The 19,579-nt window shown below is 41.4% G+C and carries 16 protein-coding genes; 7 read left to right on the top strand and 9 right to left on the bottom strand.

Annotated elements, in window-relative coordinates; genetic code table 11:
* Positions 1-34: 34 nt before the first annotated feature.
* Together CDG77_RS01480 and CDG77_RS01475 are read right to left on the bottom strand one after the other, a co-directional pair.
* Complete coding sequence (locus tag CDG77_RS01480) at positions 35-538, bottom strand: hypothetical protein (RefSeq protein WP_094327538.1); 504 nt, start codon at positions 536-538, stop codon at positions 35-37.
* 174 nt (positions 539-712) lie between these two features.
* On the bottom strand, positions 713-1,015 hold the full coding sequence (locus CDG77_RS01475; protein ID WP_094327537.1) for an RNA recognition motif domain-containing protein: 303 nt from the start codon (positions 1,013-1,015) through the stop codon (positions 713-715).
* 396 nt (positions 1,016-1,411) lie between these two features.
* Here CDG77_RS01475 and ilvA point away from each other — a divergent pair, with 396 nt between their 5' ends.
* Positions 1,412-2,923: a threonine ammonia-lyase, biosynthetic gene (gene ilvA, locus CDG77_RS01470; protein WP_094327536.1), complete on the top strand. Its 1,512-nt coding sequence runs from the start codon at positions 1,412-1,414 to the stop codon at positions 2,921-2,923.
* 71 nt (positions 2,924-2,994) lie between these two features.
* On the opposite strand, the gene CDG77_RS01465 is transcribed toward ilvA, so the two are convergent.
* The 3 genes from CDG77_RS01465 to CDG77_RS01455 form a co-directional block, all read right to left on the bottom strand.
* Entirely contained in the window at positions 2,995-4,032 is a 1,038-nt protein-coding gene (locus tag CDG77_RS01465) for a hypothetical protein (protein WP_094327535.1), read from the bottom strand.
* Positions 4,033-4,042: 10 nt separating this feature from the next.
* Entirely contained in the window at positions 4,043-4,288 is a 246-nt protein-coding gene (locus CDG77_RS01460) for a hypothetical protein (protein WP_094327534.1), read from the bottom strand.
* 456 nt (positions 4,289-4,744) lie between these two features.
* Positions 4,745-6,274, bottom strand: a complete 1,530-nt coding sequence (locus CDG77_RS01455) for an energy transducer TonB (protein ID WP_094327533.1) — start codon at positions 6,272-6,274, stop codon at positions 4,745-4,747.
* Between the two features lie 342 nt (positions 6,275-6,616).
* Between CDG77_RS01455 and CDG77_RS01450 the strand changes: the two genes are divergently transcribed.
* Both CDG77_RS01450 and CDG77_RS01445 read left to right on the top strand, forming a co-directional pair.
* Positions 6,617-7,270: a MotA/TolQ/ExbB proton channel family protein gene (locus tag CDG77_RS01450; protein WP_094327532.1), complete on the top strand. Its 654-nt coding sequence runs from the start codon at positions 6,617-6,619 to the stop codon at positions 7,268-7,270.
* The gene (locus CDG77_RS01445) at positions 7,254-7,655 is read left to right on the top strand and encodes an ExbD/TolR family protein (RefSeq protein WP_094327531.1); all 402 of its coding nucleotides are present in this window, start codon (positions 7,254-7,256) and stop codon (positions 7,653-7,655) included. Before CDG77_RS01450 ends, CDG77_RS01445 begins: the two co-directional genes overlap by 17 nt.
* Positions 7,656-7,743: 88 nt before the next feature.
* Here the strand turns inward: CDG77_RS01445 and CDG77_RS01440 are convergent, their stop codons facing one another.
* A complete protein-coding gene (locus CDG77_RS01440) occupies positions 7,744-8,508 on the bottom strand; it encodes a thioesterase II family protein (RefSeq protein ID WP_094327530.1) in 765 nt (254 codons plus the stop codon).
* Positions 8,509-8,574: 66 nt separating this feature from the next.
* Here CDG77_RS01440 and CDG77_RS01435 point away from each other — a divergent pair, with 66 nt between their 5' ends.
* A complete protein-coding gene (locus tag CDG77_RS01435) occupies positions 8,575-10,683 on the top strand; it encodes an NACHT domain-containing protein (protein ID WP_094327529.1) in 2,109 nt (702 codons plus the stop codon).
* Positions 10,684-11,118: 435 nt separating this feature from the next.
* Here CDG77_RS01435 and CDG77_RS01425 read toward each other — a convergent pair whose 3' ends face one another.
* Complete coding sequence (locus CDG77_RS01425) at positions 11,119-11,580, bottom strand: globin domain-containing protein (RefSeq protein ID WP_094327527.1); 462 nt, start codon at positions 11,578-11,580, stop codon at positions 11,119-11,121.
* A 146-nt stretch (positions 11,581-11,726) separates the two neighbouring features.
* On the opposite strand from CDG77_RS01425, the gene CDG77_RS01420 reads away from it, so the two are divergent.
* The 3 genes from CDG77_RS01420 (at position 11,727) to CDG77_RS01410 (ending at position 16,289) form a co-directional block, all read left to right on the top strand.
* Entirely contained in the window at positions 11,727-13,226 is a 1,500-nt protein-coding gene (locus tag CDG77_RS01420) for a carotenoid oxygenase family protein (protein WP_094327526.1), read from the top strand.
* A gap of 460 nt (positions 13,227-13,686) precedes the next feature.
* Positions 13,687-14,337 carry a response regulator transcription factor gene (locus CDG77_RS01415; RefSeq protein WP_094327525.1) on the top strand — a complete coding sequence of 217 codons (651 nt, stop codon included), beginning with the start codon at positions 13,687-13,689 and terminating at the stop codon, positions 14,335-14,337.
* A 44-nt stretch (positions 14,338-14,381) separates the two neighbouring features.
* Positions 14,382-16,289, top strand: a complete 1,908-nt coding sequence (locus tag CDG77_RS01410; RefSeq protein ID WP_094327524.1) for a sensor histidine kinase — start codon at positions 14,382-14,384, stop codon at positions 16,287-16,289.
* 307 nt (positions 16,290-16,596) lie between these two features.
* On the opposite strand, the gene glgB is transcribed toward CDG77_RS01410, so the two are convergent.
* Both glgB and CDG77_RS01400 read right to left on the bottom strand, forming a co-directional pair.
* On the bottom strand, positions 16,597-18,888 hold the full coding sequence (glgB, locus tag CDG77_RS01405; RefSeq protein WP_094327523.1) for a 1,4-alpha-glucan branching enzyme: 2,292 nt from the start codon (positions 18,886-18,888) through the stop codon (positions 16,597-16,599).
* Between the two features lie 205 nt (positions 18,889-19,093).
* Positions 19,094-19,429 (bottom strand): hypothetical protein, encoded by a 336-nt coding sequence (locus CDG77_RS01400; RefSeq protein WP_181154537.1) that lies wholly within the window; start codon positions 19,427-19,429, stop codon positions 19,094-19,096.
* Between the last annotated feature and the right edge of the window lie 150 nt (positions 19,430-19,579).

Here is a 19,579-nt window from a genome sequence, read left to right as displayed (position 1 = left end):
AGTCGGTTACTAAAAGCAACTTAAGCACCAACCATTAGGATATTGTCGAATTTGCAAGAAGCCAAGCTTTCTGAGTCCAGGCATTATTTAATAACCCAACCTCTGGCACTTTGAATTCAAACAAATGAGGTGGTGATTGTAGCAATAAGGACGAACCTTTATCATGAGCCTCAACTAAGTTAACTATCCAGGGAAGAAAGTCTAAAATTTCTTTTGGTAGTACAGTTAACTCGAAATCCCACACTAAATTAAGACCGCGACAGACTTGTCCTTTTCTGAATGTCGCCACTCTCCCAGCACTCTTATTTATAGCTAGTCGAAGAATGAATGGGCGGAGGGGGACAAATTCATCAGGTGCTGTATAAGCATATACATTTACATAGTTCAGTCTTTCCCTACGATCCATCCAAGATGCGATCGGTGAATTACTACTATAAGATGTACCAGTTATGCTCACCGGCATATTCATAGTAGCAGCAAAGTTACAGTAAAACTTATGCCTTAGTTCGCTAACAATATGTTTAGCTTCTGGGTTCATGGTTGCTACACCTATAAAAAACTATACCTACGGTAAGCTATGCGTTAGCATAACTTCATAAAAGAAATTTATAATCAATTGCAGAAACTTCTCTTACGCCAGTCAATAAAAGCAAAAAAGGCAGACGCTTTATCTGCCCTCAAGACCTTAGAGTTAAACTCTTACTTTTAGACCTTAATAGCGGCGAGAGGAACCACCATCACCACCTCGTCTACCGCCAGAGGAACCTCCATCAGTCTTGGGTTTAGCTTTATTAACTTTTAAGCTCCGACCCATCCACTCAGCATTATCAAGGGCTTCAATTGCTGCTGTTTCTTGTGCGTCTGATTCCATTTCTACAAAGCCGAAACCTCTCATTCGACCTGTTTCTCGGTCGATAGGCAATTGAACATTTTTTACCGTTCCGTATTCTGCAAAAACGTGCCGGAGGTCATCTTCTTTAACCTCGTAAGATAGATTACCGACGTAAATTGACATATAATGTCTCCAGAATCAGAGGGTGTAGAGATTTAGATGCGGAGAGGTCTGTAATACAAGTATATATAAAAACAAACTACACAGCCGAATTTAATCTTCTATGCATACTTTATCATAAATTGAAAACTTATGTTCATAAGTAACATTATACTTATCTGTTGAGTTAAATATTCCGACAGTTGACGAAATTATTTTAAAATCAACCTACCAGCGATCGCACGAAATTTGAGGTAACAAAAAAATTCAATTACTGACTGATTTCTCTTCCAATAATACTAGTACTTTTTAAATTTTATTGGCTCAATATTTCGAGAGAGGGTAATTAAATAAAACCAGTGCGATCGCTTGTAACGTAAAATTAGTTTTCATCCGGCTTTTGCTCACACCTTGACACCCATGTATTGCGACTACCTCATCCAAATCCTGACTGCCCGTGTATATGATGTTGCCCAGGAAACACCTCTGGAGTATGCGCCAAATTTGTCTGCGCGGCTAAATAATCAACTCCTGTTGAAACGTGAGGATATGCAGTCAGTATTTTCCTTTAAACTGCGGGGTGCTTATAACAAGATGGTGCAACTACCACCAGATGTATTGGCGCAGGGTGTAATTGCAGCATCTGCGGGGAACCACGCTCAAGGAGTTGCCCTTGCAGCTAATCGCTTGGGAACCAAAGCGATTATCGTCATGCCAGTAACCACACCCCAAGTCAAGGTAGACGCGGTGAGAATGAGGGGCGGGGCGGTTGTGTTACATGGAAACACTTACGACGATGCTTATAGCTATGCCCGTGAATTAGAAGTGGAAAAAGGATTGACTTTTATTCATCCCTTTGACGATCCCCATGTAATTGCTGGACAGGGAACCATCGGCATGGAAATTTTACGGCAATATCAGCAACCCATCCATGCAATTTTTGTCGCAATTGGAGGAGGCGGTTTGATTTCTGGGATTGGGGCTTATGTGAAACGATTGCGTCCTGAAATCAAAATTATTGGCGTTGAACCTGTAGACGCTGATGCTATGTCTCAATCGCTCAAAGCTGGACATCGGGTGCGCTTATCCCAAGTGGGGTTATTTGCTGATGGCGTGGCGGTGCGGGAAGTAGGTGAAGAAACCTTCCGTTTATGTCAGCAGTATGTAGATGAAATTATTTTGGTGGGTACAGACGATACTTGTGCTGCGATTAAAGACGTGTTTGAGGATACGCGATCCATTTTAGAACCAGCTGGTGCATTGGCGATCGCAGCTGCCAAAGCATACACAGAACGAGAACAAATCGAGGGACAAACCTTAATTGCTGTTGCTTGCGGTGCAAACATGAATTTCGATCGCCTCCGCTTTGTGGCAGAACGGGCACAATTAGGCGAACGCCGCGAAGCCATCTTTGCAGTCACAATTCCTGAAGAACGGGGAAGTATTCGCCAGTTTTGTGAATGTATTGGCAACCGTAATCTTACTGAGTTTAATTATCGCATTGCTGATAAAAAAACAGCCCATATTTTTGTCGGCGTGCAAATTCAAAACCGTGCTGATGCTGCAAAGATGGTAGAAACCTTTGAAGCTCAAGGATTTGAAACCCTTGATTTAACAGATGACGAACTAACAAAATTACATCTGCGGCACATGGTGGGTGGGCACTCTCCTTTGGCTCACAATGAATTACTCTACCGTTTTGAGTTTCCCGAACGTCCTGGCGCATTGATGAAATTTGTGACTTCCATGAGTCCCGATTGGAATATTAGTCTTTTTCACTACCGCAACAATGGCGCAGACTACGGACGAATTGTTGTCGGTATCCAGGTTCCCCCCCACGAGATGGGAGAGTGGCAAGCTTTTCTCGATAACCTGGGCTATCGCTATTGGGATGAAAACAAGAATCCAGCATATAAGCTGTTTTTGGGATAGGTGGGTAGTGGGGAAGAGGCAGAGGGGCAGTATAACAATGTCCAATGCCCCATGCCCTATGACCAATTTATTTAACGAGAACTACCCTTCAAGATCAGATTGGAGTCCAAAGTATAGAAGCCAATTTGGTTAGGAACCCTAGAGAATCTACCTGTCCGATAGCCTCTAGATAGTTCATTCAGCACCTTATTTTTGATCTCTCTAATTTCCTGGGAATCTAGTTCTCCATAAATTCCGGCGATGACTTCAGCAACGCTGAAAACTTTACCTGGATTTTGTCGTAATAGAGAGGTGAGAGCATCAATTAAGAATTGACCCTCAAAGGCTTTGAGCATTGGTACTGTTTTTATCGGGGGTACGAAAGGCTTCTTATTTTTGTTTTTGATACTCCTAGAAGCACCATTGCGATTACTGGGGGCTACCAAACTTAAATCCAGAGTATAACAACCTGGCTCATCGGGAATAGTTACCCAATAATTCCTTTCTCTACCTTGGGTAAGGGAAGATTGAACCCTACCTTTAACAACTTTGAAGAGATTGGCATCTAACTCTCCATAAAGCGATCGCACGATAAAATCGATATGACAGACAGTACCTATCTGCTCTTGCAATAGCTGTTTGATGGCTTCCATTCGGGAGATCGCGTGATTATATTGGGGTAGCATGGGAATTTCCGCTACCTTCGTTGAACTATCGTTGTTCTCTGGCGCAATCTTTGCATCTGACGATGTACTGGGAAGTTTTTTGTCTTTTGTATCAACAGCAGCAGAAAAGGAATTATCGATCTCAACCCGATCTAATGTGACTTCTGACTGTAGAGACTCTTCCAAGTTGATTTCGTGGATGTCATCAAGCGGTGATAAAAACCGCAGAGAGCCTTCTTGGGAAACATTTGAGATTTCATCAGCCGCCGTCAGTCTTGATATCTGCTTATTGCTATCAGAATAAGACCAGTTAGACAACAACGCTTCTACATGATCGAGTTGCGATCGCGCCTGCACAAAGAGGCGTTCATACTCTTCTGTGAGGCGAGCATAATAGTCTCGTAATTCCAACAATGGTGAGAGAAAAGTGCCCGGAGGTGGTTCTAGTTGTCCATTTTGAGTCATAAGGCTTTTATCAATTTAAATCGATGTCACTTTTGTAAGACATTGCTCTGGGTTTTGCTTTGTGAGATGTTGGCTGGGATTTCTTCGGCGGTTGGGGAGGCCGACATCTCTCACAATATAAAGGTCGAGGGCCAAAAGTCTCACGCTTTGTCAGATCGTTACACTCTTTACAGACAAACTGGAAAACACGAGTATGAATCTGTCTTTTGTGCGCCCTGACAGTATATTCCCTAACATCAATGAATTTACTTGCCATAATCAGGATTGTGAATTGCCGTCGAATCAATGTCCTATCAATATAGCTATTCAAGCAAATCAAAGTGCATCAGTGTGTGTTTATGTAGAAGTTTTATTCAAATCAGTGAATTTGACATCTAGCATAAAATCCAGATGAACAAATTGAGAGTTATCCCTTGACTATCCTTTCAGCATATAATCGGTGATGAGCAAGCACTAAGACTATTTCTTAGGCGCAGGCAATTTTCATCCCCCTCATCAGAGAAATTGCGAATGGGAAAGTAGAGAATTATTTACAACTATTGATTAGCACATAGTATGTCTAACTGCCCATCATAAAATTACTGCACTCCTCATGGTAGAAGGGTAATGCTTAAGAAAGCCATGATTTATGCCTAAAAAACAACCGCCTCCTAAAAACAGGAAGCGGTGGGCGATCGCTAATCAAAGTATGATTCCAGTAAGTTTTCTCGCTCTACTGCTGACTAGGAGCAGTAGATGGAGCAGCAGGTTGCGATTGAGGTTGTTGGCGTAAACGGCGCAAAGAGTCCCGTAACTTGTTCTGGCTAGTGTTGTTATCTCTTCGCCGCCGCTGATTTGTAGTTGGTTGTGGCTTTGGTGATGAATCGGTAGCCGTTTGCTCGCGCCGGATGCGGCGTAAAGACTCTCTAGCGCTTCCTTGAGTGCGAGTTGTACTAGAGCTTGGAGCAGAATTTTCCCCTCTTTGAGGTTCCAACCGTCTACTTAATCCAGATATTGCCGGTTTTGTGGCTCTAGCTTCGGCTGGTTTTGTAGCTGTAGCTTCATTAGATGAAGGTGCCAACTCTCTGCGCCTACGTCTTGGATTTTCTGGTGTGGAGTTTGCAGCCGTTGTCTGCTGGGTTCTCTCTTGTGCTTGTCTTTCTGCTTGCCGTTCTTGAACTTGGCGCGATCGCCTCGAACCCTTTATTGCAAATTCAGTGGCGATCGAGACTCCTTGTCTGCCTCCTTCTACGGGTTTTAATTTCCACTCACGCGCTTGTCTGGCGGTTTCTTCATCTAAGTCGCGGTTTCCACTAGAACGGGCAATCCGCACATTAGTCACATTGCCTTGGGCATCAGTATCGACAGCTACTTCTACTCTCCCTTCAACACCTCGCCGTCTTGCTGCCTCTGGATACTTAGCATTACATTCGCGGCAGGCTGCACGACCATTACCATTACCTGAAGTGTTAATTTTTGGAGGTGTTGGCGCTATTGGCGCTGTTGCTACTGGCGGACGTTTTTCTGTTTGGTTGCCAATTCCATTACCAGTGCCACTGCCAATGCCACTGCCAATGCCAGTCCCAGTACCACTGCCAGTACCACTGCCGATGCCAGTCCCAGTACCACTACCAATGCCGCCGCCAGTACCAGTCCCAGTTCCTCCACCAGTGCCAGTACCACTGCTTGTACCTACAGCAATACCACTACCTGAACCTAAACCAACACCAGAGCCGCCACCGCCACCACCACCTTGAGGAGCAACAGTTGTCACAGGGACTGCTGGCTTGGGAGCAATTTCCCTGTTAGCTGGCTGTGGATTTTGAATAGTTTGTTGTGGTTGTTGAACTGGCTGTGGATTTTGAATAGTTTGTTGTGGTTGTTGAACTGGCTGTGAATTTTGAATAGTTTGTTTTGGTTGTTGTTGAATTGGCTCAATTTTTGGTCTTTCAATAAATTCTTGTACTGGTTTTTGTACTTGTGGAGCTTCTATAGACTGTTTTTGAACAACTTCGGGTTCTTTCTTGGGTTCTTCTGGAATTTTTTCAAGTGGTTTTTCTGGTTCCGCAGTCGGAGAATCGACGATCGCTAACTCTATCGCTTCATTTTCTTCTTTAGGTACTCTCGTCAAATAATTACTTATGCCTGATGACAGTACGCCGATATGCAGCGCCAGTGAACCGATCAGACTGTAAGTCAGAAAAGACTTGAGAGCCTCAACTTCTTTGGAACGTTGCTCGACAGTAATGCCAGAAAAGCTCATAGCTATTGCTACCTATTCTCACTAATTTAGATATCTTAGAATGCAAGGTTACAAATATCAAGTCAAAAATTAAAATTATTTTGGATAGAGTTACCGAACCCCGAATTAGCAAAAACATCTTTTTGAACCACCATTATCATGATTTTTGGACAAAATTAATTTTTGTTTCAATCAAATTAAATTAATTTATATAAGACAAACAAATAATTAAATAAAAATCATGACCATGATATTTGAAAAAATTATCATTATATTTTATATTTTATTGAGAAAAAGTTTCAGCCTTGAGCTAGATTCTGGTAGTCTGATTTTGTATTGTGGATGAAGTTATAGAGGCACTACATGGGAATTCATAATTTGTTTGCAGCAGGCGGTGTGGTCATGTGGCCCTTGTTGGTGTTTTCGGTATTGGCAGTGGCATTGATGATTGAGCGTGTTAGATTTTGGGTAAGGGTAAATCAGCGTCAAAGCCGTGTGGTGCGGGATGTTTTGAATCTCTACCGACTCGATAATGTTGTCGGTGCAATGGATAAACTTCAGAAAAACGCAGATTTACCACTAGCACGGATTTTTCTTGCCGCTTTGGAATTGGAAGAGCCAAATCCAGAGGAATTTCGTTTGGCATTAGAAAGCGAAGCTCAGGCTGAAATCCCTGTACTCAAACGCTTCCAAAACATTTTTGAGACAATTATTGGACTAGCACCATTGTTAGGTCTTCTCGGCACTGTGTTAGGATTGATAGCTTCCTTTGCCTCCCTAAACCTTGGTGATGTGGGAGGTACTAAAACAACTGGTGTTACATCTGGGATTAGTGAAGCTTTGGTTTCAACTGCATCAGGATTGATAGTTGCGATCTTTACACTCTTGTTTGCCAATACCTTTCGGGGACTGTACCAACGGCAAATTGCACTAATTCAAGAGTATGGGGGACAGCTAGAATTACTCTACCGCCGTCGTTATGAACGAGGAGAAAAAACGTATGCGTCTACAAGATGAGCCAGAACTTCCGTTACAGATCAACATCGTGCCGATGATTGATGTGATTTTTGCGATTTTGACATTTTTTATCATGTCAACTCTGTTCTTAACCCGCTCAGAAGGTTTACCAGTAAATTTACCGAAGGCCAGCACAGCGAAACAACAGCAAGTTCCCACTAAAATTACCATTACGGTAGATGACAAAGAACAGATAAGTCTGAACCGTAAACCAATTGCAGTTGATGATGTGACAGAGCAAATACGTGCTTTAGTTGGTTCTAATCCAAACGTGTTGGTGATTATTAATGCTGATGAGAAAGTTGATTATGGGCGGGTAGTAGCGGTGATGGATCGGGTTCGTAAAGTTGAAGGGGCAAAGTTAGCGATCGCTACCCAAAAATAAAAAGTAGAAATATTTTACATCAGAAGTTCAGAGAGTCAGGAAAATTCTATATTCTGACTCCTAACTCCTTTTTATCTCATGACTACTATCAGCTACGCTTACGCATCTGCAATTCTTGAGATATAAGTTTAAATAATAATTCTTGGTGGGAATGGATAAAAAAGTGGTCGCCGTTGAACTCATGTAATGAGAAAGCAGCGATTGTCTGTTCTCGCCATCCTTGCAAAGCTTCATGACTAACGTCTTGGTCTTGCAAACCACCAAAAGCAGTAATAGGACACTCCAGTGGCTGTTTTTGAGTGTAAATATAAGTTTCTAGAACTGCAAAGTCTGCCCGCAAAATCGGTAGAAATATCTGCATTAGTTCCTCGCTTTCTAACACTGCTTTGGGTGTACCGTTGAGGCTGCGTAGCTCCTTCTGCAAATCAGCGTCTGATAAGATGTGCAGGGGTGGTTTTATGGGTGGCAATTGCGGAGCGCGACGAGCAGAGATGAAGAGGTGAAAGGGAGTAAGACTATACTGAGAGCGAAGTAGACGGGTTAACTCAAAGCTAACTAATCCGCCCATACTATGACCGAAGAAGGCAAATGGCTTGTCTAAGTATGGTAACAGAACTGGTGCGATCGCTTCCACAAGAGGTTCTAATCGCGTCAAAGGTGCTGACTGTATCTGTCTTCCCCGTCCCGGATATTCCACAGCGCAGACTTCGACATTACTGGGTAGATTATTAGGCCAAGTGCGAAAAATTGCCGCGTTACCACCAGCGTAAGGGAAGCAAAATAAACGCAAGTTTGCTTGAGGATTTGGTTGGGGACAGATAACCCAGGAATTGAAGCTTGGTGTAGTTGTCATAAGAGAGCTTAGAGTTGGATAATACAACTTTGCTTTAATTTTTTAAACATATTCACTGATAATCTTATGACAGGAATGGAACCTTGGGCGATATCAGTCGTTAGCGGTGTAGCAGTTCCGATTTTCCAAATCCTTTGTGGAAGCGGTGGTAAGATTCTAGGAATGTTTGGTAAAAGCCTAGACGAAAACACTAGGGAGATAATTTTTGCCGCATCAAAACAATATGTCCAGAACTACGAAGAACGGCATGGTATTCTCAAAGTATTGGGAATGCGCGATCCTGTAAGGTTGGAATCGATCTATACAGCAGTTCAGTTTTTAGATAATGATGCTATCCGTAATTTTGAATCTATTGAGAATTTAGAAGAAGTTTATCGCCAAGCTAAAAGCCGAGGTTTTCAATCTCATGATGGTAAAAAACAAGCAGGAATAAAAGTTGCTAACGATAAACAATATCTGATGGTGCTGGGTGGCCCTGGTGCAGGAAAGTCTACATTTGTGCGGAAGATAGGACTAGAAGCGCTCAAAGGTAAAAAAGGAGGGTTTAAACACGCTTGCATTCCAGTTTTTATCGAATTGAAAAGGTTTGCATCTGGCAATATCGATATTAAAGCATTTATTGCTGAAGAGTTCCGTATTTGTGGTTTTCCATCACCAGATAAATTTACAGTTAAAGCTTTAGAAGAAGGTAAATTACTAATTTTGCTGGATGGGTTAGATGAAGTACCAACAAAAAATTTGACTGAGGCAATTAGCGAAATTCAGAACTTTGTTGATAAGTACGATAAAAATCGTTTTATTTCCTCCTGTCGCACGGCGGCTTATCGCAGCAGTTTTCGCCGCTTTAGCGATGTGGGAATGGCAGATTTTGACGACGATCAAATTCAGCAATTTATTGATAACTGGTTTCATTGTGAAGCAGACAAACAAGCAAAGACAGGCGAGAAATGCTGGGAATTACTGCAAAAACCAGAACATGAAGCTGCAAAAGAGTTGGCGCACACACCTTTATTGCTGACATTTATATGTTTAGTTTATGACCGTTCCCAAAACTTTCCAGATAATCGCAGTGTTCTTTACCGAAAGGCACTACGGATATTGCTAGAAGAGTGGGCATCAGAAAAACGAATTCTCAGAGATGAGATTTATCAAGGACTGCATACAGAATTAGAAGAGTTATTACTATCAGAGATTGCTTATACAGGTTTTGAATCTGACAGGCTATTCTTTTCACAGCGCGATATAGTTGGGCAAATTAAAACATTTTTAGCAAGCAATCTGAATGCACCTCAGCATTTAGATGGGGAATCAGTGCTGAATGCGATCGCAATTCAACAAGGAATTTTGGTAGAACGAGCCGAGGATGTCTTTTCCTTCTCTCATCTAACGCTACAGGAATATTTAACAGCACAATATATTGATGACCATCGTCAAATTGAGAAATTAGTTACTGAACACCTGACAGATAAACGTTGGAAAGAGGTGTTTTTGTTAGTAGCTGGGTTAATGCGCGGTGGTGCAGATGGTTTGCTGCTGCTGATGGAAAAGGAAGCGCAAAAGTATATTAACACTCCGAAGTCACAAGCTTTATTAAACTGGGCAGAACAGGTAACAGTTGGATCGTCAGGGGATTTTAAACCTGTGGGTAAACGCGCAGTTGCTATTGCTATGGGCGACATTATTGCCTATGCCAATGCCATCATATATGACTATCCTATCCCCAATTCCAACGCTATGGCCTATGCCAATGGTATCGCCATTGATAACGCAATCGCTATCGATAACGTCTTCGCCTATGCTATCGCTATTGTTGAAGCTACTAATGGTACTATTGGCGATGCTATCCAATACACTTACAATCTTGAGAAATTAAAAATATTCAATAACATCAAATTTACTGTGCTGATTGCTCAAATGGAAGTACTGAAAGCTAAAGCTCCTGATGAACACAAATCACAAGAAGTACTTGGGGGATTTGCTAAACATCTCCAACAAGCCTTACTTAATGCTTTCAATCTCACCACAAAAATGATCGATTTATCTGAGGAAGAAGCCAAAGCACTCGGCGATTATCTCTATGCAAATCACCTCATCATCCAGTGCAAACAAGCAGCAGTGCGGGTGTCGCCCCAAACCTGGGAAGCGATTGAGGCGCGGATGTTGTTGGTTCTATAGGAATCCGGTTTGATTTCTGAAAAGATACGTAGGGTGTGTTAGCGACAGCGTAACGCACGAAACCCTTGATAGTGGTGTGTTACGAACTTCGTTCTAACACACCCTACATACCTAATTTTGTTCAAAAATCAAATAGGAGTCCTATAGGTGATTAAGCAACAATAGAAAAATGAAAAGCTAGCCAAATAAATAACAATGCAAGCCGATGCATTAACAATGCAAGCCGATGCATTAACAATGCAAGCCGATGCATTAACAATGCAAGCCGATGCATTAACAATGTAAGCCGATGCATTAACAATGCAAGCCGACGCATTAACAATGCAAGCCGACGCATTAACAATGCAAGCCGATGCATTAACAATGTAAGCCGACGCATTAGTATTGTAGGGTATTGCCAAATTAATTAATGAAATGCTGTACTAAATTCTGTCGTTATAAATGCACAAGCTGTTGTTTTCTCTCTTCACCCATATATATCTCATCTTCTCTGTGAATGAACACTTCTGACAATGCCTGATAAGCTTCACTCCAAGCCGCCATCACTTCTTCTGTAGCAGCTTCTCCCAAAACATCTTTCATCGCTTGCAGTAAACTTTCCCCGACAATAGGATATTGCTCTGGTGTAACATGAGTCTGCACATGACGACAGACAATCTTCTCTACCATCGACTTTAAAGCAGGCAAATTATCAATTTGATTGGCATAGCTATAAACTGCTGTAGCTAATCTCGCAGGCTGAGAACCATCTGCTTGAGCCGCCATACTAAATTGTTCTCTAACCTCTGGATGATTTTGAAACATAATTTCATACATCCGAGTTGTGATTTGCTCACCGTTCTTTTTCAAAACAGGTGCTGTAGATTTGACGATATCTATTGTTTGTTGGCTAACCATAGTTTTTCAACCACTTGGAATATTGATTGACTTCACTTTAGTGATTATTCCTATTGGTTACTATGAGCTAGCTCAGTTAAGGAGTAATAAATGAAAATGTAAGAATGCAGGTATGTACATCGATAATTTATCAAGCCGCACCTTAGATGCATACTATCACTATAAAGTCAACAACAAAAGCCTGGGCAGGTGCGATACCTTCTCTACGAGAGGCTACGCCAACGGTGAACTTTCCTGCGGAACGCTGCGCGAACGCTAACGCAGAACCAGCTACAGAATTTCCCTCTACGCAATTGCCAATTATCTCTGGTAAAATCCCAGATGGCTTGCGTGGCACGCTTTACCGCAATGGTCCCGGACGGCTAGAACGCGGTGGCATTCACATGGGACACTGGTTTGATGGAGATGGGGCAATTCTGGCTGTAAATTTTACCGATGCAGTTGCAACCGGAGTTTATCGCTACGTGCAAACCTCTGGCTATCAAGAAGAAGCAGCAGCAGGTAAACTACTCTACGGCAATTATGGGATGACTGCACCAGGGCCAATTTGGAATCAATGGCAAAAGCCCGTTAAGAATGCTGCCAATACCTCAGTGCTAGCACTCCCAGATAAACTTTTGGCACTGTGGGAAGGTGGTAAACCCCACGCCCTCGATTTACAAACTTTAGAAACTTTGGGCGAAGATGATTTAGGGGGATTAACTAAAGGATTAAACTATTCCGCGCATTGTAAGCGTGACAAGCAAACAGGGGAGATTTTTAACTTTGGTATTAGTCCTGGAAAAAATGCGACGCTGAATATTTACAAAAGCGATTCCACTGGACGGATTATCCAACAAGCCGCATACCAGCTAGATGGTGTACCATTGGTGCATGATTTTGTTTTAGCAGGACAGTATATTGTATTTTTCCTTCCGCCAGTGCGGTTGAATGTCTTACCGGTGCTAATAGGAATAAGCAGCTATAGTGATTCTCTAAAGTGGCAACCTAAATTAGGAACTCAGATTTTAGTTATTGACCGAGAAACTCTATCTGTAGTCAGTCGTGGAGAAACCGAACCTTGGTATCAATGGCATTTTGCTAATGGTTATGTAGATGCTAGCGGTTCAGTAATTGTGGATATTGCCCGTTATGAAGATTTTCAAACTAACCAATATCTCAAGGAAGTAGCAACAGGTGAGACTCACACTCCAGCTAAAAGCACACTAACGCGAGTTCATTTGCATCCCCAAACTGGCAAAGTTACGTCAATTCAGCAACTATTAAACGAAAATTGTGAATTTCCGACAGTACCACAGCAAAATGTGGGGCAAGCTTCTCGGTACACATATATGTCAACATCACGTTCGGGAACAGATATTAGCCAAGAAATGTTAAATGCGATCGCTCGTTTCGATCGCAAAACCGAAACTCTCACCGAAGCAGACTTTGGAGAGAACCGTTATCCTTCAGAACCCATCCACGCCCAAGATACCCAAAACCCCGAACAAAGTTGGCTGCTAACCGTCGTCTACGATGGTAATTCTCATCGTAGCGAAGTTTGGGTATTTGATAGCGATCGCCTGGATGCCGAACCAGTTTGCAAACTAGGATTACCTACCGTCATTCCCCACAGCTTCCACGGCACTTGGAACCCAGCTAAATAAGCCTTTCCGTTCCTCCTGCATTAAAACAACAACACTAAGTAAAAACCCATAGCATTGAGCAGACATAATTCATCGCATCCGTTCAATTGAGCGATCGGGTGCGATTAATTATGCGATCGTTATTCACTTACTTTTTATACTGGCTTGTATGCAATATTGCAGAAAACTGTATTGTACTTTGAGGGATGTTTTGCAAAAATTGCAATACGGATAAAAACAGTCAAGCAAATTTAGATTTATTCCGTCCACTAATGACAGCACATGAATCGAGACGAAAAACTGCCTACACAGACTTAGTTTGATATAATCCCAGACTCACAATGTTTTAGCGCAACGGCTGGAACACTCTCATTGCATAAGATCCATCTACAAAGGTTGATTGCTGCAAAGAAATATGCTTAAAAATCGGTTCGTGCTGATAAATTTATGAGAAGTCAATATTTACCTCCAATCACCACTCATGAAAATCTTACTTATTGATGACCACCAATTAATTTTAACTGGAACCTTTAACCTCCTCCAACAACAATATCCAAAAGCCGATATTGTCAAGGTCAAAACGGTATATGATGCTCTAGAAGAGATTGCCACTTCTTCCTTTGAATTGATTTTCATGGATTTATCAATACCAGAAAAAGCAGGGACGATCGCCCAAATTGATACAGGGATAAACCTCCTTCAAAAATTACTCCAGAAATATCCCCAGCAGAATTTTTTGGTGCAAAGTAGTTATGTAAAAGCATTAGTCAGGATAAAATACGAGATTGATGAGCATCAAGGCGGATTTGCGATCGCAGACAAAGGATTATCAGAACAGGAAATGTTAACTCGTGTCTATATAGCAATTCAAGGTGCAACCCACACACAAGACATCAAAAATGGCTTAGAACTAAAGCCAGAGTGGTTAGAAGTTTTGAAATTGGCATTCGAAAAAGGATTAACAGATAAACTAATCTCCGAACAGATGTATAGGTCTGAACGTGCAGTGCGTACATATTGGACAAAAATTCAAGATGTTCTCGGACTTTATCCAGAAGATTGCAAAAAACAGGGAAAAAATATCCGTATTCAAACAGAGATTCTGGCTAGAAAAGAAGGATTAATTGATTAGTTATTTGTGAGCTAGGGTGGAAATTAAAACTAAAAAACCTGCTTATGGTATGGATTAATCGAAGAATAATTCCGGCTGAAATCAAAATTCTGCTCCTAGCATCACTTCCAGGAACAGTATTTTTGATAATTGTAGTAATTGCCCGGTTATGTGGTTTATTGCAAAATTTTGAATTGATGACGTTGGACACATTTTTGCGTTTGCGTCCTCTGGAAAAAACTGATGATAAAGTTGTAATTGTGGGTATTGATGAGAAAGATATCCGCAGTTTAAAAAACTATCCAATTTCAGATAGAGAACTTGCCAAACTGATTAAAAAAATCCAAAAGTATAAACCTATTGCAATTGGTCTTGACATAGTTCGAGATTTATCTGTTGAACCTGGTCATAAAGAATTAGTCCAGGTATTTCAGGACTATAAAAACATAATTGGCATCGAAAAAATATTACCTCCAGATCCAATTTTTGCACCGCCACAACTACCGCCAAAACAAATAGGTTTTTCTGACATAGTAGCAGATAAAGATAGTCAATATCGCCGCTACTTACTTTTGACACCATCACCTCAAAACCCCAACAACCCTCAACAATATAAATATTCTTTTGGACTTCAATTGGCAAAAGCTTATTTATCTGCCCAAAATATTAATATTGAAAATGGGATAATTGACGAATCGACAATCAGATTTAAAACAACAGAAATCACTCCTTTCTCATCTAATTCTGGAGGATATGTCAACGAAGACGATAGCGGATTAAAGATATTAATTAACTTTCGCAATAGTAGTAAACCATTCAATATTTTATCATTGAATGATATTAAAAATGATAATTTCAATCCTAATTTACTACAAGATAAAATCGTTTTAATTGGGATCGTGGCTACCAGTGTTCCTGATTTAGTAAATACTTCTGCAATTGCTACTCAACAAATTAGCGGACAAATCTATGGAGTAGAATTTCATGCTCATGCTTGTTCTCAGATAATTAATGCAGTGATGAACGGACGACCATTGTTAAAAGTTTGGTCGGACGAGTGGGAATATTTATGGATAATAGTTTGGGGTTGTTATCCAATAATTATTTTTTGGTTAACACAATCTTTATGGAAGAATTTATTAGCTGTAGTTGTAGTAACTTTTGCCTTATTTGGTATAGGTTACTTGCTTATTTTATCCGGTTGGTGGATTCCCATAGGAGCGAGTTTATTGACCTTAACAGTAAATGGGTTAGGGTTGAGTGGATTCGCATTCGCTTTATATCAAAACAACCAAGTATTTAAAATTAAAATGAACGAACGCCAGCATACAATTGAATATGCATTTACTGTGATTCATAATGGCCCTCTACAAACTTTAGCAAATGTCTTGAGACAGATGCAGGCTCAAGATTGGTCACATGATGAATTAAAATCACAGTTAGAAAAACTTAATTATGAAATTCGAGAAATTGGCGAATATTTAAAGCTGGAGACTTTATCTCAAGAAGAAAGTCTTCGTTTAGGTAGCGGGTTAAAAATTGACTTAAAAAGCCCGATACATGAACTTTTTTATGTAGTATATTCTAGTACCCTAGAACGATGCGATCTAGAATACTTAAAAAATATTAAGGTGAAAATTCGTATATTTGAACCAGTAGATGAGAAGTATTTAAGTGTTCAGAATAAACAAGAGCTTTGTTTATTTCTGGAAGAAGCTTTATGTAACGTAGGTAAACATGCTAAAGATGTCAAACGCATCGAAGCTATTGGTAAAAAAGATAATGATTCGTATACTCTTAGGATTCAAGATAATGGTTCTGGATTGATTTCATCTTTAGAAAGTAAAGGAACAAAACAACTAAAAAATATTGCCAAAAACTTGGGTGGTAATTTTAAGCGTGAAACCCTCTCTCCCAAAGGAACGGTCTGTGAAATTACTTGGAAGTTAGCAAATACTAAAAGTAGTAATTAGATGCTTTGCAATACTTCTCTGTTAAGACAAAAATAAGGTAGATTACTTTTATGCCCCAATAGGCGATCGTTAAGAGACCATTTATAAAGTAAACCTTAAATTGTAGGGTGTGTTAAAGCAGCGCGTAACGCACCTGAAAATATGGTGCGTTACGGCTGAATTAGACTTTCTCAAACCCTCAAATTATTACACAGCCGTAACACACCCTACTTCATATTTACTTTATAAATAGGCTCTAAATCGGTGCATCTCAAAGAATTCTGCTGTATACAATATTTGTTGGGTGGGCATCGCCCACCCAAAATTATTATCCAGTTACCTCAGCAGTCTTCTTCTTATCCAACTTGAGAATCAACACTCCCAAAGGTGGCAAACACAAATCCAGCGAATAGGGACGACTGTGCAAAGACCAATCATCCGTCCACTTACCACCTAAGTTGCCCATATTGCTGCCGCCATACTGACGCGCATCACTATTGAACAACTCAGTATAAAATCCCTTTTGTGGTACACCAATGCGGTAGTGAGAATGGGGTTGCGGTGTAAAATTGCAAACCACGATCGCAAAATCATCCGAATCCTTGTCACGTCGCATGAAAGAAACTACACTATGACGGTTGTCGCTACAGTCAATCCACTCAAACCCAGGTTCAGCAAAATCCTGAGTGTATAAAACTGGTTCAGAACGGTAGAGATGGTTCAATTCCCGGAAAAACGTTTTTAACTGTTGGTGAGCTTCATTCTGCAATAAATGCCACTCCAAATCTGCCCAAGCATTCCACTCACTCCACTGCCCAAACTCCATACTCATAAACATGGTTTTCTTGCCTGGGTGAGCAAACATATAGCTAAATAAACAACGTACATTAGCTAACTTCTGCCATGTATCCCCCGGCATTTTACCGATGATATTGCTCTTGCCATGCACCACTTCATCGTGAGACAGGGCCAGCATGAAGTTCTCACTGTGGTTGTACCACATACTAAAGGTGATATTGTTTTGGTGGAACTGACGAAACCAAGGGTCCATGCTGAAATAATCCAGCATATCGTGCATCCACCCCATATCCCACTTCAAGTTAAAGCCTAATCCGCCTGTGTAGGTGGGCCAAGATACCATTGGCCAAGAAGTAGATTCTTCAGCAATTGAGAGAATGCCGGGGAAATAGCTAAAGATAGTGTGATTTACCTGACGCAGAAAATCTGCTGCTTCTAGGTTTTCTCTGCCACCATACTGATTTGGCAACCATTCTCCTGGTTCGCGGCAATAGTCGTTATAAAGCATTGAGGCAACAGCATCAACACGAATCCCGTCAATATGATACTTGTCAAACCAAAAGAGGGCATTTGCTGCTAAGAAATTACAGACTTCATGGCGACCGTAGTTGAACACCAAAGTACCCCATCCTTTGTGTTCGCCTTTGCGGGGGTCAGCGTGTTCGTAGAGGTGGCTACCATCAAAGAAAGCTAAACCATGCCCATCTTTGGGGAAGTGGCCAGGAACCCAATCTACAATTATCCCTAGCTCGTTTTGGTGACATTTGTCAACAAAATACATGAAATCTTCAGGGCTGCCAAAACGGGAGGTAGGGGCATAGTACCCAGTTACTTGATAACCCCAAGAACCATCAAAGGGATGCTCCGCAATAGGAAGTATTTCTATATGGGTGTATCCCAATTCTTTGACATAAGGAATAAGTCGCTCGGCTAGTTCCCGGTAGGTAAGGAAACGTGCGCCCGGCTTAAGTTCAGAAACAACAACTACCGGTTCAGTTTCACCATTTGGCAGTTTAGCAGGTTCAGCACTGGAAGCGTGTAGCCAAGAGCCTAAATGCACTTCATAAACTGAGACGGGCTGGGTAAGTGGTTCGGTGCGCCGCCGCTTTGCCATCCAGTTTTCGTCATCCCAACTGTAGGAATCTAAATCAGTGACAATAGATGCCGTTTTCGGGCGGGGTTCCTGCTGGAAACCGTAGGGATCGGATTTTTCGTAAATGTGTCCTTCAAAATTTTTGATTTCATATTTGTAATGCTCTCCCACACCGATTTCAGGAATAAACAACTCCCAAATTCCGGTGGGGCCTTTACGCATTTGGTGTTTCCGCCCATCCCAGAGGTTGAAATCTCCGAGCAATGAAACATTACGCGCGTTGGGTGCCCAAACTGCAAAATAAACGCCTTTAACACCGCCTATTTCCGTGGGGTGCGCTCCCAATTTTTCGTATATTCGGTGATGGTTCCCTTCACTAAACAAATGCAAATCAAAGTCTGTCAAGTTGGGGGAACGGAAAGCGTAAGGATCGTAAGTGACACGCTCATGTTCCCCTTCTTTAATCCGTAACTGGTAGTTTGCCAGTTCTGCGGTTTCAATAGTGCATTCAAAAAAATGGGGATGATGCACTGCTTGCATTGGGTATTCTTTCCGTTGTTCAGGAATAACCACCCACACTGCACTTGCATTTGGTAGGTAGGCCCGCACAGCCCAGACAGTTTTGCCGTCTTGTTGTATGGGATGAGAACCTAGTATTTCAAAGGGATCGTTGTGCTGATTCCAAACGATGCTGTTAACCTGTTCAGGGGCGATCGTGGTCATGGACATGAAGCTACCTACGTGAAATAACGTGATTGACTAAATCTACTTTTTTAATATCTATATATATTCTTTACATTTATTTGCAATTTTGTCGCCACCGTTATCCTACCTCAGAATGGGATTTTGGGTATGGGGCATTGGGAACAGGGAATTGGGAACGGGGAATTGGGGAAATATCTTGACTTTTGAGCCTTGAGTAATTACTAATTTATCAAAAATTTAAAAACGGGAAAAACTGAAATAATGTTTTACGTAGGCGAAGCAAGAAAATCTGTTCCCGAATTTTGGGGTCTAGTTTTGGTGGTGGGACTTCTTGTAGCTGCGCTTGTAATTGAATATATTCGGCAGCTGTTAGGAATCTTCCATCAATTGGCGATCGCGCTTCTATGATAATCTGTGTCCGTAATATTTCTTCTGGTGTATCCTCTGGTGGGGGTAATGCTATGACTACTGACGATCCCCAATAGCCACTCAACACAAAAAAACTTGCAACGATCGCAACTAGACCCAGAAATTTTACCGTTTTTTTCGCTTTAACTCTCCCCATTTCTTGAACTGCGTTCACAACGCAGCATGAAAATCTGTTTTCCCTATGCCCCATTTATATTCCCAATAAAAATCTGGCAATATCAAGGGACATGACCAGGCCTCTCTTAATAGAGAATAGACTACAGGGAATGCTCTTGAGCAATTGCCA

The sequence above is a fragment of the Nostoc sp. 'Peltigera membranacea cyanobiont' 213 genome, assembly GCF_002245975.1.
GTDB lineage: Bacteria > Cyanobacteriota > Cyanobacteriia > Cyanobacteriales > Nostocaceae > Nostoc.
This window is presented reverse-complemented; position numbering and strand designations above follow the sequence as displayed.

Coding starts and splice junctions, on each gene's coding strand:
- CDG77_RS01415 (WP_094327525.1), top strand. CDS start 13,687: ATGAAAATCTTACTTATTGATGACCACCAATTAATTTTAACTGGAACC.
- CDG77_RS01475 (WP_094327537.1), bottom strand. CDS start 1,015: ATGTCAATTTACGTCGGTAATCTATCTTACGAGGTTAAAGAAGATGAC.
- CDG77_RS01425 (WP_094327527.1), bottom strand. CDS start 11,580: ATGGTTAGCCAACAAACAATAGATATCGTCAAATCTACAGCACCTGTT.
- CDG77_RS01410 (WP_094327524.1), top strand. CDS start 14,382: ATGGTATGGATTAATCGAAGAATAATTCCGGCTGAAATCAAAATTCTG.
- CDG77_RS01465 (WP_094327535.1), bottom strand. CDS start 4,032: ATGACTCAAAATGGACAACTAGAACCACCTCCGGGCACTTTTCTCTCA.
- CDG77_RS01450 (WP_094327532.1), top strand. CDS start 6,617: ATGGGAATTCATAATTTGTTTGCAGCAGGCGGTGTGGTCATGTGGCCC.
- CDG77_RS01460 (WP_094327534.1), bottom strand. CDS start 4,288: ATGGCAAGTAAATTCATTGATGTTAGGGAATATACTGTCAGGGCGCAC.
- CDG77_RS01440 (WP_094327530.1), bottom strand. CDS start 8,508: ATGACAACTACACCAAGCTTCAATTCCTGGGTTATCTGTCCCCAACCA.
- CDG77_RS01400 (WP_181154537.1), bottom strand. CDS start 19,429: ATGGGGAGAGTTAAAGCGAAAAAAACGGTAAAATTTCTGGGTCTAGTT.
- CDG77_RS01420 (WP_094327526.1), top strand. CDS start 11,727: ATGCATACTATCACTATAAAGTCAACAACAAAAGCCTGGGCAGGTGCG.
- glgB (WP_094327523.1), bottom strand. CDS start 18,888: ATGTCCATGACCACGATCGCCCCTGAACAGGTTAACAGCATCGTTTGG.
- CDG77_RS01480 (WP_094327538.1), bottom strand. CDS start 538: ATGAACCCAGAAGCTAAACATATTGTTAGCGAACTAAGGCATAAGTTT.
- CDG77_RS01445 (WP_094327531.1), top strand. CDS start 7,254: ATGCGTCTACAAGATGAGCCAGAACTTCCGTTACAGATCAACATCGTG.
- CDG77_RS01455 (WP_094327533.1), bottom strand. CDS start 6,274: ATGAGCTTTTCTGGCATTACTGTCGAGCAACGTTCCAAAGAAGTTGAG.
- ilvA (WP_094327536.1), top strand. CDS start 1,412: ATGTATTGCGACTACCTCATCCAAATCCTGACTGCCCGTGTATATGAT.
- CDG77_RS01435 (WP_094327529.1), top strand. CDS start 8,575: ATGACAGGAATGGAACCTTGGGCGATATCAGTCGTTAGCGGTGTAGCA.